This window comes from Staphylococcus massiliensis CCUG 55927, assembly GCF_000298075.1.
In the GTDB taxonomy this organism is placed as follows: domain Bacteria; phylum Bacillota; class Bacilli; order Staphylococcales; family Staphylococcaceae; genus Staphylococcus; species Staphylococcus massiliensis.
Genome location: NZ_JH815594.1, coordinates 41,230 through 56,174, shown reverse-complemented (window position 1 = coordinate 56,174; position 14,945 = coordinate 41,230). Strand labels below are relative to the sequence as shown.

Genomic DNA, 14,945 nt, shown 5'->3' with positions numbered 1-14,945 from the left:
CTGCAACCACCTATGCCCGAAATTCAAATATGTGAGTGAAAAGGAGTTAAGATTGATGGAAAAGATGAATATTACAAATGAACAACACGATGCATTTGTTAAAAATCATCCCAATGGTGACCTATTACAGCTTACTAAATGGGCTGAAACGAAGCGGTTAACTGGATGGTATTCCCGTCGAGTAGCTGTTGGTCGTAAAGGGGAAATTACTGGTGTTGCACAAATGCTTTTCAAAAAGATTCCCAAACTTCCATTTACGTTGTGTTACATATCGAGAGGATTCGTCACGGATTACAGTGATAAAGAATCTCTAGAAGCTTTACTTAAGTATACGCGTGTGATTGCTAAGAAAGAAAAAGCGTATGCAATCAAAATTGATCCTGATGTGGAAGTTGATAAGGGACAAGAAGCATTAAGCAACCTTAAGAACTTAGGTTTCAGACATAAAGGCTTTAAAGAAGGTTTATCTAAAGATTACATTCAACCGCGTATGACGATGATTACGAATATTGACCAATCTGATGATGACTTAATTAAAAGCTTTGAGCGTCGTAACCGTTCTAAGGTTCGTCTAAGTTTAAGGCGTGGTACGAAGGTGATTCGTGCTGAGCGTAAAGACTTACCTATTTTTGCGAACCTCATGAAAATTACTGGGGAACGTGATGGCTTCTTAACAAGAGATGTTTCTTACTTTGAAACGATTTATGATGCACTTCATCCTGATGGCGATGCAGAGCTTTTCCTAGTGAAATTAGAGCCTAAACCTGTGTTGAAAGATTTAAATCAAGATAAGGATAAAATGCTTAAGGATAAAGTGAAACTTCAAGATAAGAAGCAAGATAAAAAGACGTTGAATAAAATTAAAGACGTTGATCAAAAATTAGGTAAAACGAACGAACTGATTGAAGAGATGGAAGCACTTGAGAAGAAACATCCTGAAGGTATCTTCTTATCGGGTGCGCTACTCATGTTCTCAGGTCGTAAGTCATATTATTTATATGGTGCATCTTCAAATGATTACCGTGAGTTCCTACCAAACCACCATATGCAATTTCACATGATGCAGTACGCACGTAGTAAAGGTGCAACGTCGTATGACTTTGGTGGTACGGATAATAATCCGGATAAAGACTCAGACCACTACGGTTTATGGGCATTTAAAAAGACGTGGGGCACTTATTTAAGTGAGAAAATCGGTGAATTTGATTATGTATTAAATCCATCACTATATGCACTTATTGAAAAAGTGAAGCCGAAGCTTACGAATGCTAAGATCAAAGTTTCAAGAAGATTGAAGAAAAAATAATACGTAGTTGTAATGTTTCGCTTCAAGAGCGTCTCATTACAACTTTTTGTATACATATATCGTGTGCTTGTATTAAGTAAATAGGAGGAAATTTAATGGTCCGAAAAATGATAAGGTTCTCACTTTCCAATAAATTCGCTTTAATACTCATGGCATTATTAATCTTATTGGGCGGTGTTTACTCAAGTTTAAAGCTTAGAATGGAAATGCTTCCAGATACAGAACCACCTGTATTAACGGTTCAAACCAAAATGCCAGGTGCCACACCTGACACAGTTAGTGAAGAAGTCAGCGATAAGATGGATGACGCGATAAAAGGCATGTCGGATGTCAAAAGTGTAAAGTCAGAGTCCTTAGAAAACGCCTCGGTCATAACAGTTGAATACAAAAAAGGCGTAGATTTAGACAATGTTGAATCTAAACTCAAGAAAGAAGTAGAGAAGTTAAGTTTTAGAGAAGGTGTGGAAGAGCCAGAAATAACACGCTTCAACATGAATTCACTCCCAGTATTAGTACACTCCTTTACGAACAAAGAAGGCGACCTCAAGAAAGTTTCTAAAACAATCGAAGAAGAGTTAGTTCCTAAATTAGAAACAGTCGACGGTGTTCAAAAAGCACAAGTCGATGGTCAAACTTCTAAGCAAGTTACATTAGAATTTGATAAAGATAAGTTAAATGAAGTAGGCTTAAATGAAAATCAAGTTGGTAATTACATTAAATCAATTAGTTCTAAAGCACCTCTTGGATTATATCAATTTGATGATAAAGAAAAATCAATCATAGTGGATGGTAGTTTTGACGATCCATCTGAGATTGAAAACTTAGAAATTCCAGTCGCGATGGCTAAGCAAATGCCATCTACAGCAACTGCTGGTGAAGGCGGCGCTGGAGGCGGCCAAGCCCCATCAGGCGGTAGCGGTGAAGCAAGTGCCCAAAAAGTTTCATTAAGTGAATTAGCTGAAGTTAACATCGGTGATGAACGTGATTCCATTTCTAAGACAAATGGTAAAGATGCGGTAAACGTACAAATCACAAAATCAGAAGATGCGAACACAGTTAAAGTTGCAAATAAAGTTAAAGATGAAATTAAGAAAATTGAAGATAAACATCCAGAGTTAAACTCTACAATCGTTCGAGATACAGCAAAACCAATTCAAGACTCACTTACAACGATGATTGAAAAAGCAATTCTTGGTTCTATCGTAGCGATTGTTGTTATCTTATTCTTCTTAAGAAATATTAGTACAACAGCAATATCAGTTGTATCGATTCCGTTATCAATCCTGATTGCATTAGTTGCATTGAAGTTATGCGATGTATCACTCAACATCCTGACACTCGGTGCCTTAACGATAGCAATCGGACGTGTTATCGATGACTCCATTGTTGTTATCGAAAACATATACAGGCGATTGTCCTCACCTACAGAGCGAATGAAGGGCGATAACCTCATTGTAGATGCTACTAAAGAAGTGTTTATACCAATCATGTCATCTACAATCGTTACAGTTGTCGTATTCTTACCTTTAATCTTCGTTTCTGGTCAAGTAGGTGAAATGTTCAAACCATTCGCACTTGCGATTGCATTCAGTTTATTAGCATCATTACTTGTGTCATTAACGGTAGTGCCTGCGTTAGGTTCATCATTCTTCAAGAATGGACTTGCGAAACGTGACCGCAATGAAAAGACACTTGGAAACCTTGGTAGAAAATATCAAGACTTCTTGAAAAAATGTTTAAACAACAAGAAACGCGTATTACTAATCAGTTTAGGATTACTCTTACTAAGTGCAGTCATCGGTGTCTTCGCAATTGGTACAAGTTACTTATCTGCAGGTGATAATAAAGTCCTAACATTATCTTATAAACCTAAACCAGGTGAACCTGAAGAAAAAGTACTTAAAAATGCAGAAGAAGCTCAGAAATTCTTGAACGATAAGAAACATGTAGAAAACGTTCAGTACTCAGTTGGTGCACCATCACCTAACGACCCAACTGGTCAAACAAATAATACAGCTTTATTAGTTGATTATGATAAGAAAACACCTGATTTCGAAAATGAGGCTCAAAGAGTCTTAGACGAAATTGAAAAATTTGATCATAATGGTACTTGGAAAAACCAAGACATGGGTGACGGTAATTCAACTAAATCATTAGAAGTTCAAGTAAGTGGTCCTTCAAGGGATGCAATCAAAGACACCGTAGATAAAGTTGAAAAGAAAGTTAAAGATGTTGAAGGCTTAGCAAACGTTAAATCAGATTTATCTGAAACATACGATCAATACAAAGTTAAAGTCGACCAAGAAAAAGCAGCTCAGTTCGGATTATCAGCTAATTCTATTGCAATGCAAATGAATGAAAATATTCCGGAACAAAAAGTTGCTAAAGTCGATGATGGCGGTAATAAGATTGACGTAAAGATTAAGAAATCTAAAGACACAGATTGGTCTGAAGAAAAACTTAACCAGACATCAATACCTTCACCTACAGGAAAAGATGTTACACTATCTCAAATCTCTGAACTTGAAAAAGCTCAGACACCAAGTAAGATTGTTAAAAATGACGGTGATTACGCAAGCACGATTTCAGCAGAAATTACTGAGAAAGACGTTGGTGGTGTAACGGGTGCTGCTAAGAAGAAAGTTGATGAGATTGAAACACCTAAAAATGTAGATATCTCACTAGGTGGTACAAACGAAGATATTAGCGATGCCTTTTCACAATTATTTGTCGCTATGGCAGCAGCAATTATTATCGTTTACCTTGTATTAGTACTCACGTTCAAAGGTGCATTAGCGCCATTCACAATTTTATTCTCATTACCATTCACAATAATTGGTGTGGTATTCGGCTTATTAATCTCAGGCGAAACGTTATCCGTAACAAGTATGATTGGTTTACTCATGTTAATCGGTATCGTTGTTACTAACGCCATCGTATTGGTAGATAGAATCATTAATAAAGAGCGTGAAGGCTTAAATCGTAGAGATGCGATTATCGAAGCAGCAGGTACACGTATTCGACCAATCTTAATGACAGCAATTGCTACGATTGGTGCTTTACTACCAATGTTATTTGGTGGAGATGGTTCAGTACTTATCTCTAAAAGTTTAGCAATTACAGTAATCGGTGGTTTATTATCATCTACATTACTAACACTTGTAGTAGTACCAGTTATTTATGAATTACTATTCTCATTAAAGAATAAGTACATGAAACAAGGTCCTAAAGTAGCAACTAGTGGTTCATACGATACACACAACCACGATGATTCAAACAACTATCGTCAAGCTTCAAACGGTAATCGTACGAAATCATCATTTACGGATAAACTTAATAATTGGAAAGACAATTATAAGAACCGTAAATCTGATAAAGATACACGTTCAGAACAACCTAGAACTAAACAAGATGAAGCGCCTAAAGAAACACCTAAAGATGAACCGACAGCTAAGAAACCTAAGACAAAATACTTCAATAAAGATCGATTTACACCGAACCATAAATCTGTAAAACGTGATGATGTTCCTGACAATGAACCTAAGAAGGCGGAACCTAAGACAGATAATCCAATCGTGGATAATCATGAGTCAACGCCTACAGAGTTCAAGAAACGTTCTCAACGTAAGCGTCGTCCTAAGAAACCTAAACGTCCTGTTTATGATGAGAACGGTAACATCAACAAACGTTCAGATAGAGGCAAGAAAAAATAGGTGCAAATAAGAAACCCCAGTGTCCGACGTGGCACTGGGGTTTTTCATATATAAAACTATCATAGACCTAACACTACTTAGCGAACATGACACATAAAAAGACCACCGAACTCGATACGTTCGATGGTCAATTAATACTTATCTTAAGGCGAATATCACTAATAAAATATATATAACCGTAGCCATTATTGTCATGAGATTAAGAATGGTTACACCTTTACGGTCGCCTTTATGATTTTTAAATGCTGTAATTTCTACATTACCAATGAGTAATAAGAGCACAAGTCCAATCCATAGTGCACTCATGCTAAATTGGATTAAAGTCAATACGACAGTAATGAGTAACAAGATGCTCATGATAATGCGTAATATATCAGTAATCTTTTTATTCATTCTAAATATCGTTAGATAACTAACAATGAGATACAACAACGGCAAAATAATAAGATATAACTGCATGATATGACGTCCTTTCTAATCTCTTCTCATGTTAGCACGTGACATTCAAACTTCATAGTTCATTTTAGCTTTCTTTTTGACGTATTTTTGAACGTACATCCGCAATTTCTTGTTCTAAAGCTTCAAGTTGACGTACAAGCGGATCGATATCTTGATTTACAGATTCTCTTTTCTCAAGGTCATTCTGTAAACGTACATAATCCATTTTAAGTTCTTCCATTTGTGAATGTAAATCCATTTTGAAACCACCTTGTTTTCATTTTCAACGATCAATCATATTCAAATCGCACAAATTAATTGTAACATTAACCGAAGAGCTATGTTAAAGCTCGTCTTCAAGGTCACTCGACATGAGTTTAAACTTCTTAAATGCCTTATCAATATAAAAACCAAGTTCATTAAAGCGTTCTACAAGTCGATAATTCTTACTGCGAATTTTAAAATATACATGCTGAATATCGTACTCATTTAGCGATACATGAATCGCGTGGCGTATTAAATCAAATGCGATACCTTTTAAACGATAATCAGAGTGAGACGAGAAATATTTAATCTGCGCATTGTGCGTCTCTTCATCTATTACAAGATAGAGGTAACCTTTTACCAAACCTTCTGACATGTACATATATAACTTATGATGTTCATCTAATGACGCCAATATCTCATCCGTCGTCATATCATCTGGTGAGAACGTTTTCTTGTGCAATTGATTAAAATGTTTATAATAAGCCTTTTTATAGTCAACAATCAAATGCTGGTTGTCTGAGGCATCAACATCCTTATTCGCATATAAATAATAATCCGTAAACACATAAGATGCGCCGATACCTTTCATGAGTAGCTTAATCCATTGATTTTCCTTTTCATAAGCAAAGTAATACACCGTTTCATTACTAAATTGCGCGGTCATCTCTTTGAAAAGCCCTTTAAATGTATCTTGGTCTAATGTATAACCATCCTTTAATATCGGACCAATCACTTTGAAATGGTCTTCTCGATAAGGTATTAACACCATCATCATTTGAATATCGCCTTCTGATGTATGGGCGTACAAATCGATTTCTTTAGATAATACTTGGATAAATGTTTTTAAACTTTCTTTATCTTCTGGGAGTTTATTTGTATAAGATTGATGCGCTACCTTTTCACGATGGATAAAGTCAACAACTTGATCAATATCTGTAACTTGAGTAATCGTCATAATTGCCCCCTTAACAAGTCTCATTTACTACATTATAAGTATTTTTCTAGGGAAATGAAAGCATCAGTCCTAGATAACGTGTTACAATATGAAAGTTATAAAATTTCGTAAAGCAATCATTTATAAGGAGGAGTGCCATATGAAATCTTTAATTCTCGCGGAAAAGCCCTCTGTAGGTAAAGATATCGCTAAGGCATTAAACGCGCGTCAAGAGAAGGGTGGTTATATCGAGAACCAACAGTACATTATTACATGGGCGTTTGGACACTTAGTAACGAACGCTGACCCTGAGCACTATGATAAGCGCTATCAGAAATGGGCGTTAAATGATCTACCTATATTGCCTAAATACATGAAGTCGATTTTAATTCCGAAATCTAAGAAGCAATTTTATACGATTAAGAATTTGATGCATCGTAAAGATGTTAAAGAAATTATTATAGCGACTGACGCTGGTCGTGAAGGTGAGTTAGTCGCGCGTTTGATTATTGACAAAGCAGGCGTTAAGAAGCCTATTAAACGCTTTTGGGTAAGTTCTGTTACACCTAAAGCGATTAAACAAGGATTTAAACAGCTCAAAGATGGACGTCAATATCAATCACTATATGCTTCCGCCCTTGCAAGAAGTGAAGCAGACTGGATCGTAGGCATAAATGCGACAAGAGCGTTAACTACTAAGTTTGGTGCGCAACTATCTTTAGGACGTGTTCAAACACCAACCATTCAGTTAGTAAAGATGCGCCAAGATGAAATCAAACATTTTGAAAAGCGTCATTACTATACACTCTCAACTCAGGTTAATCATCAAACCTTTGAATATGACATGCAGAAACGCTGCTTTGATAAAACGAAACTTGAGTCACTTGTTGAAGGTTTAAAAGGTCAAACAGGTACGATAGAACGCGTGACTCAGAAACAAAAGAAAACATATCCTCAAGCGTTATTTAGTTTAACGGATTTACAACAAGCGGCTTATGCAAGATATAAAATGGGTGCTAAAGAAACGTTGAACACACTTCAAACGCTATATGAACGTCATAAGCTTGTGACGTATCCGAGAACGGATTCCAATTATCTTACGCGTGATATGAAGGACACGCTTAAAGAACGTGTAGAGGCTTTATATGCGACAGAGTTAAAAGATATTGCTAAACAACGTGCGCGTACTGATTTTAATGGAGACTTTAAATGTATCAACGATAACAAGGTTTCCGATCACCATGCCATTGTACCTACAGAAATTAGACCTGATATGAACGTATTATCACCACGTGAAACTAAAGTTTATATGCTCATTGCGACACGTTTTCTTGAAGTGCTTTTAAAACCGTATATATATGAAGAAACTGAAATGACGTTGAAAGTTGGTCAAGAGACGTTTAAATTTAAAGATCAAATTCCTGTTGAATTAGGATTCAAGGCTATTCACAACGAAAATTTAGGAAAGGGCTTTTCAAAGGGGGGCATTAAAGAGGGCGATACGTTTAAAATTGATACGTTACAGATTCAACAACATGAAACAACGCCGCCACCATACTTTAATGAAGGAACGCTGCTTAAAGCGATGGAAAATCCTCAGAAGTTCTTTGACTTGAAGGATAAGAGTCATGCGAAAGTGTTGAAGGAAACGGGCGGTATTGGAACGGTTGCGACGCGTGCGGATATTATTGATAAGTTGTTCAATATGCATGCGATAGAGGATCGAAGCGGCCGCATTTATGTTACGCAAAAGGGTAGACAAATATTAGATTTAGCTCCGCATCAATTAACGTCTCCGGTACTCACTGCAACTTGGGAAGATAAACTTGTACAGATTGAAAAGGGCAAGCTGAAAAAAGATGTCTTTATGAAAGAAATGACGTCGTTTACGAAGCAAATTGTGAGTGAGATTAAGCAAAGTGATGCAACGTACAAGCATGATAATTTAACGACAACTGAATGTCCGACTTGTGGTAAGTTTATGATTAAGATTAAGACGAAGAACGGACAAGCTCTTGTGTGCCAAGACCCTTCTTGTAAGACGAAGAAGAACGTTCAGCAAAAGACAAATGCGAGATGTCCAAATTGTAAGAAGAAGTTAACGCGATTTGGTAAGGGATCGAGCGCTACTTATCGATGTGTATGTGGATTTAGTGAAACGCAAGAGAAGATGAATCAACGTCTGAAACGTAAAGGTAAGGATAAGGTTCAAAAGAAAGATATGCGTAAGTATATGAAGGAAGAAAAGCTTGAGAATAACCCGTTTAAAGATGCGCTTAAGGGATTAGATTTATAAGAAATTTAATTACGGTTATTGCCAAACGTCTCATTTGGTTATAGAATAACTAGGTATTTTAATAAAAAGGAGCGTTAATTTTGAAACGATACTTCCAATTTGATGAGCATGGTACGAACTTCAAACGTGAGATTTTAGGTGGGTTAACCACTTTCCTTTCGATGGCGTACATATTAGCAGTCAATCCACAGGTTTTAAGTTTAGCAGGTATTAAAGACATTCCAGATAGTATGAGAATGGATCAAGGCGCGATATTCGTAGCGACAGCTTTAGCGGCATTTATCGGCTGTATGTTTATGGGGTTATTTGCGAATTATCCTATCGCTTTAGCGCCTGGTATGGGACTCAATGCATTCTTCGCTTTTACAGTTGTACTTACAATGGGTATCCCATGGCAAACGGGTTTAACAGGCGTTCTTTGTTCCGGTATTATATTCGCGATACTCACCGTCACTGGCTTAAGGGAGACCATTATAAATGCGATTCCTTTTGAAATGAAAATGGCGGTAACCGCCGGGATAGGTTTATTTATCACTTTCGTAGGTTTACAAGGTGCAGGCATTATCGTTAAACAAGATGCTACATTAGTAACACTAGGGCATTTAACGAGTGGCCAAGTTCTACTAGCAATCTTTGGTATCACAATTACCGTTGTGTTATATGCACGTAAAATACCAGGTGCGATATTCCTTGGTATGTGTGCTACCGCTATTTTAGGGTTATTAACAGGACTTATTGAAGCACCTTCAGGTATTGTCGGTAAAATTCCGAGTATTGAGCCTACTTTCGGTGCTGCATTTGAAACATTTGGCGATCCAAGTCAATTATTTTCTATTAAGTTCTTAGTTGTCATCTTAACGTTCTTATTTATCGACTTCTTCGATACTGCAGGTACGATCGTAGCGGTCGCAACACAAGCAAATATTATGAAAGATAATAAGTTACCTCGTGCAGGTCGTGCATTATTCTCAGATTCAATTGCTACAATTATTGGTTCTATTATAGGTACGACAACAACAACGTCTTACATCGAATCAACTTCAGGTGTTGCAGTAGGTGCGCGTACAGGTTTTGCGAGTGTGATAACAGGGTTATGTTTCTTACTTGCTTTATTCTTCAGTCCACTAATGAGTATTGTTACAAGTGCTGTTACAGCGCCAGCGCTTGTTGTAGTAGGTGTACTAATGGCAGGTAACTTATCAGAAATCAATTGGAGAAAATTTGAAGTTGCAGTACCGGCATTTGTAACGATTATTATGATGCCATTATCATACTCAATTGCTACAGGTATTGCGTGTGGCTTTATTTTCTATCCGATTACAATGTTAATAACTAAAAGACATAAAGAGATTCATCCTATTATGTATGTTTTAATGCTTCTATTTATCTTATACTTTGTCTTTGTACATGGTTAATTCTAATAGAAGAAACAGGTTGAGGGAAAAATTACCCTCGACCTGTTTTTTTATACTTTCAACGTGTATATAATTAATGTGTAAAGTTTATGCGTGTTACAAGTGTATTAAAAATCATCAAAAAGTAGAAAAAATCACTAGTTAAGGTTGAACTCTAATTTAATTTAAAGTACAATGATGTGGTATGTGTTAGACAAGATATAAAAGTTTGATGAACCACTTGCATAATGCAATGAATTCATGTAACATGTCTAATGTTGGACTTTAATTAGCGATGAAGCGAAAGGTTACTGACACACCCGGCCGCTTTGCCATGGCGTTGTGTAAGATAGTTTTCGTGGAGAAGTCTATCACTTAAATAGTAGACGAATAAGGAGGGAAAATTATGGCAAAACAAAAAATCCGTATCAGATTAAAAGCTTATGATCACCGTGTAATCGATCAATCAGCAGAAAAGATTGTTGAAACAGCAAAACGTTCAGGAGCAGATGTTTCTGGTCCAATCCCATTACCAACTGAAAAATCAGTTTACACAATCATTCGTGCGGTTCATAAGTACAAAGATTCACGTGAACAATTCGAACAACGTACTCATAAACGTTTAATCGATATTGTTAACCCAACACCAAAAACAGTTGATGCTCTTATGGGCTTAAACTTACCATCTGGTGTAGACATCGAAATCAAATTATAATAAAGAATTTTAGGAGGTGGACTTTCGATGACCAAAGGAATCTTAGGAAGAAAAATCGGGATGACACAAGTTTTCGGAGAAAACGGTGACTTAATCCCTGTAACAGTAGTAGAAGCAAAAGAGAACGTAGTATTACAAAAGAAAACTGAAGAAATCGACGGATACAATGCAATCCAAATCGGTTTTGAAGACAAACAAGCATACAAAAAAGATAGCAAATCTAATAAATATGCGAATAAACCAGCTGAAGGTCACGCTAAAAAAGCTGAATCAGCACCTAAGCGCTTCATTCGTGAATTCAGAAACATTAACGTTGATGAATACGAAGTAGGTCAAGAAGTCTCAGTAGATACATTTGAAGCAGGAGACGTTATTGATGTAACAGGCGTTTCTAAAGGTAAAGGTTTCCAAGGTGCAATCAAGCGTCATAACCAAGGTCGTGGACCAATGGCTCACGGTTCTCATTTCCATAGATCACCAGGTTCTGTAGGTATGGCAGCTGACCCAGCTAAAGTATTCAAAGGACAAAAATTACCAGGCCGTATGGGTGGTAATACAGTAACTGTTCAAAACTTAGAAGTTGTATCAGTAGACGCTGAAAATAAAGTTATCCTTGTTAAAGGTAACGTACCAGGACCTAAAAAAGGTTTAGTAGAAATCAAAACTTCAATCAAAAAAGGTAATCAATAATTACGAGGCGAAAGGAGGAAAACATAATGGCAAATTATGATGTATTAAAAGTAGATGGTTCTAAAGCAGGTTCTGTTGAATTAAACGATGCAGTATTTGCAATTGAACCAAACGAAAGTGTGCTTTTCGAAGCAATTAACTTACAACGCGCTTCTTTACGCCAAGGTACGCACTCAGTTAAAAACCGTTCTGCAGTACGTGGTGGCGGAAAGAAACCATGGAGACAAAAAGGTACAGGACGTGCACGTCAAGGTACAATCCGTGCGCCACAATGGCGTGGTGGTGGTATCGTATTCGGTCCAACACCAAGAAGCTATGCGTACAAAATGCCTAAGAAAATGCGTCGTTTAGCATTACGTTCTGCATTATCTTTCAAAGTACAAGAAAATGAATTCAAAATTGTTGATGGCTTTAACTTAGAAGCACCTAAAACAAAAGAATTCAAAACAACTTTAACTAACTTAGACTTAAACAAGAAAGTATTAGTTGTTACAGAAGCAGAAGATGTAAACGTTGAATTATCAGCACGTAACATCCAAGGCGTTCAAATCACAACTCCAGAAGGTTTAAACGTATTAGATATGACAAGTGCTGACAGTGTTTTAATCACTGAATCAGCTGCGAAAAAAGTTGAGGAGGTGCTCGGATAATGGAAGCAAGAGACGTTCTTAAGCGCCCCGTAATTACTGAGAAATCATCAGAAGCAATGGCAGAGGATAAATACACATTTGATGTTGATACTCGTGCTAACAAGACACAAGTTAAAATCGCTGTTGAAGAAATCTTCGATGTAAAAGTTGATAGCGTAAACATCATCAACTATAAACCTAAGAAAAAACGTATGGGCCGTTACCAAGGCTATGCAAACAAAAGACGTAAAGCAATCGTGAAATTAAAAGAAGGATCAATCGATCTATTTAACTAATAAATATACCAATAAGGAGGTAAGCGACAATGGCTCTTAAAAAATATAAGCCAATAACTAATGGTCGTCGTAATATGACTACATTAGACTTTGCTGAAATTACTTCTACAAAGCCTGAAAAGTCATTATTACAACCGCTACCGAAAAGAGCGGGACGTAACAACCAAGGTAAATTAACAGTACGCCATCACGGCGGCGGTCACAAACGTAAATATCGTGTGATCGACTTCAAACGTAACAAAGACGGAATCACTGCAAAAGTTGAATCAATTCAATACGATCCAAACCGTTCAGCTAATATTGCATTATTAGTATACGCAGATGGTGAGAAACGTTATATCATCGCGCCTAAAAACTTAGAAGTAGGACAAGAAATCCAAAACGGTACTGAAGCAGATATCAAAGTAGGTAACGCATTACCACTTTCTAACATCCCAGTAGGTACAGTAATCCACAATATCGAATTAAAACCAGGTAAAGGTGGACAATTAGCACGTTCAGCAGGTGCAAGCGCACAAGTACTTGGTAAAGAAGGTAAATACGTATTAGTAAGACTTCGTTCTGGTGAAGTACGTATGATTCTTTCAGCTTGCCGTGCTACAATCGGTCAAGTTGGTAACATTCAACATGAACTTGTTAACGTTGGTAAAGCCGGCCGTTCTAGATGGTTAGGTAAACGTCCTACAGTTCGTGGTTCTGTAATGAACCCTAACGATCACCCACACGGTGGTGGTGAAGGTAGAGCTCCAATCGGTCTTCCATCACCAATGTCACCATGGGGTAAACCAACTCTTGGTAAGAAAACTCGTCGTGGTAAGAAATCATCAGATAAACTTATCGTACGTAGACGTAAACGTAAATAATAAAAACTTATTAATGTGTGCGGCTTAGCGGCTGCACGCACCAAATAAGAAGGGAGGCGCCACAATGGCTCGTAGTATTAAAAAGGGACCTTTCGTCGATGCGCATTTAATGAACAAAGTAGAAGCGCAAGAAGGTAATGAAAAGAAACAAGTAATCAAAACATGGTCACGTCGTTCAACTATTTTCCCTAACTTTATTGGGCACACATTCGCTGTGTATGATGGACGTAAACATGTACCTGTTTATGTAACTGAGGATATGGTTGGTCACAAATTAGGTGAATTCGCTCCAACTCGTACATTCAAAGGACATGCAGCTGACGACAAAAAAACTAGAAGATAATTTCTAATCAGAAGAGGAGGAAATTCAAATGGAAGCAAAAGCGGTTGCTAGAACAATAAGAATCGCACCTCGTAAAGTTCGATTAGTATTAGACCTAATCAGAGGTAAAAAAGCAGGCGAAGCGATGGCTATTTTAAAATTAACTAACAAAGCGTCATCACCTGTAGTAGAAAAATTATTAATGTCCGCTTTAGCTAACGCTGAACACAACTATGGTATGAATACTGATGAATTAGTTGTTAAAGAAGCTTATGCTAACGAAGGACCAACATTAAAACGTTTCCGCCCACGTGCTCAAGGTAGCGCAAGCGCAATCAATAAACGTACTAGTCACATTACTTTAGTAGTAAGTGATGGTAACGAAGAAGCTAAAGAAGCTTAATAAATATTTAAGGAGGGAATACAGTGGGTCAAAAAATTAATCCTATCGGACTTCGTGTCGGAGTTATCCGTGATTGGGAAGCTAAATGGTATGCAGAAAAAGACTTCTCAGTACACTTACACGAAGATTTAAAAATCCGTAAATTCATTGATAACGCATTAAAAGACGCAGCAGTATCTCATGTTGAAATCGAACGTGCTGCTAACCGTATTAACATCGCTATTCACACTGGTAAGCCAGGTATGGTGATCGGTAAAGGCGGTTCAGAAATCGAAAAATTACGTAACAAATTAAATTCATTAACTAACAAACGTGTTCACATCAACGTTGTTGAAATCAAAAAAGTTGATTTAAACGCGCGCTTAGTTGCTGAAAACATCGCACGCCAATTAGAAAACCGTGCTTCATTCCGTCGTGTTCAAAAACAAGCAATCGGTAGAGCAATGAAGTTAGGCGCTAAAGGTGTTAAAACTCAAGTATCAGGTCGTTTAGGCGGAGCTGACATCGCTCGTGCTGAACGTTATTCAGAAGGAACTGTTCCACTTCATACACTTCGTGCTGACATCGATTATGCACATGCTGAAGCAGATACAACTTACGGTAAGTTAGGTATCAAAGTATGGATTTATCGTGGAGAAGTTCTTCCTACTAAGACTACTAGTGAAGGAGGAAAATAATA

At 37.2% G+C, this 14,945-nt stretch carries 15 protein-coding genes; 12 read left to right on the top strand and 3 right to left on the bottom strand.

Features of this window, described 5'->3' with window-relative positions; all coding sequences use genetic code 11:
- The first annotated feature begins 55 nt into the window (after positions 1 to 55).
- Positions 56 to 1,306: a lipid II:glycine glycyltransferase FemX gene (locus tag A33S_RS0108960; protein ID WP_009382811.1), complete on the top strand. Its 1,251-nt coding sequence runs from the start codon at positions 56 to 58 to the stop codon at positions 1,304 to 1,306.
- A 95-nt stretch (positions 1,307 to 1,401) separates the two neighbouring features.
- Positions 1,402 to 5,019, top strand: coding sequence for an efflux RND transporter permease subunit (locus A33S_RS0108955; protein WP_017176756.1), 3,618 nt, complete (start codon positions 1,402 to 1,404; stop codon positions 5,017 to 5,019).
- A gap of 138 nt (positions 5,020 to 5,157) precedes the next feature.
- On the opposite strand, the gene mspA is transcribed toward A33S_RS0108955, so the two are convergent.
- The 3 genes from mspA to A33S_RS0108940 all read right to left on the bottom strand — a co-directional run bounded on the left by mspA (position 5,158) and on the right by A33S_RS0108940 (position 6,679).
- Positions 5,158 to 5,478 carry a membrane stabilizing protein MspA gene (gene mspA, locus A33S_RS0108950; protein ID WP_009382809.1) on the bottom strand — a complete coding sequence of 107 codons (321 nt, stop codon included), beginning with the start codon at positions 5,476 to 5,478 and terminating at the stop codon, positions 5,158 to 5,160.
- 64 nt (positions 5,479 to 5,542) lie between these two features.
- A complete protein-coding gene (locus A33S_RS12420) occupies positions 5,543 to 5,716 on the bottom strand; it encodes an SE1832 family protein (protein ID WP_009382807.1) in 174 nt (57 codons plus the stop codon).
- Positions 5,717 to 5,800: 84 nt separating this feature from the next.
- Positions 5,801 to 6,679, bottom strand: a complete 879-nt coding sequence (locus A33S_RS0108940) for a GNAT family N-acetyltransferase (protein WP_009382805.1) — start codon at positions 6,677 to 6,679, stop codon at positions 5,801 to 5,803.
- A 139-nt stretch (positions 6,680 to 6,818) separates the two neighbouring features.
- Here A33S_RS0108940 and A33S_RS0108935 point away from each other — a divergent pair, with 139 nt between their 5' ends.
- The 10 genes from A33S_RS0108935 (at position 6,819) to rpsC (ending at position 14,943) form a co-directional block, all read left to right on the top strand.
- Positions 6,819 to 8,954, top strand: a complete 2,136-nt coding sequence (locus tag A33S_RS0108935) for a DNA topoisomerase III (protein ID WP_009382803.1) — start codon at positions 6,819 to 6,821, stop codon at positions 8,952 to 8,954.
- An 80-nt stretch (positions 8,955 to 9,034) separates the two neighbouring features.
- The gene (locus A33S_RS0108930; RefSeq protein WP_017176755.1) at positions 9,035 to 10,369 is read left to right on the top strand and encodes an NCS2 family permease; all 1,335 of its coding nucleotides are present in this window, start codon (positions 9,035 to 9,037) and stop codon (positions 10,367 to 10,369) included.
- 385 nt (positions 10,370 to 10,754) lie between these two features.
- Entirely contained in the window at positions 10,755 to 11,063 is a 309-nt protein-coding gene (gene rpsJ, locus A33S_RS0108925; RefSeq protein ID WP_001118667.1) for a 30S ribosomal protein S10, read from the top strand.
- 27 nt (positions 11,064 to 11,090) lie between these two features.
- Positions 11,091 to 11,753, top strand: coding sequence for a 50S ribosomal protein L3 (rplC, locus tag A33S_RS0108920; RefSeq protein WP_009382801.1), 663 nt, complete (start codon positions 11,091 to 11,093; stop codon positions 11,751 to 11,753).
- A gap of 26 nt (positions 11,754 to 11,779) precedes the next feature.
- Positions 11,780 to 12,403, top strand: coding sequence for a 50S ribosomal protein L4 (rplD, locus tag A33S_RS0108915; protein WP_009382800.1), 624 nt, complete (start codon positions 11,780 to 11,782; stop codon positions 12,401 to 12,403).
- The gene (gene rplW / locus A33S_RS0108910; RefSeq protein ID WP_002484859.1) at positions 12,403 to 12,678 is read left to right on the top strand and encodes a 50S ribosomal protein L23; all 276 of its coding nucleotides are present in this window, start codon (positions 12,403 to 12,405) and stop codon (positions 12,676 to 12,678) included. The genes rplD and rplW overlap by 1 nt, the downstream gene beginning before the upstream one ends.
- Before the next feature lie 29 nt (positions 12,679 to 12,707).
- Complete coding sequence (gene rplB, locus A33S_RS0108905; RefSeq protein ID WP_009382796.1) at positions 12,708 to 13,541, top strand: 50S ribosomal protein L2; 834 nt, start codon at positions 12,708 to 12,710, stop codon at positions 13,539 to 13,541.
- A gap of 64 nt (positions 13,542 to 13,605) precedes the next feature.
- On the top strand, positions 13,606 to 13,884 hold the full coding sequence (gene rpsS, locus A33S_RS0108900) for a 30S ribosomal protein S19 (RefSeq protein ID WP_009382795.1): 279 nt from the start codon (positions 13,606 to 13,608) through the stop codon (positions 13,882 to 13,884).
- 28 nt (positions 13,885 to 13,912) lie between these two features.
- The gene (gene rplV / locus A33S_RS0108895) at positions 13,913 to 14,266 is read left to right on the top strand and encodes a 50S ribosomal protein L22 (protein WP_009382794.1); all 354 of its coding nucleotides are present in this window, start codon (positions 13,913 to 13,915) and stop codon (positions 14,264 to 14,266) included.
- 23 nt (positions 14,267 to 14,289) lie between these two features.
- Positions 14,290 to 14,943 (top strand): 30S ribosomal protein S3, encoded by a 654-nt coding sequence (rpsC, locus tag A33S_RS0108890; RefSeq protein ID WP_009382793.1) that lies wholly within the window; start codon positions 14,290 to 14,292, stop codon positions 14,941 to 14,943.
- The last annotated feature ends 2 nt before the right edge of the window (positions 14,944 to 14,945 follow it).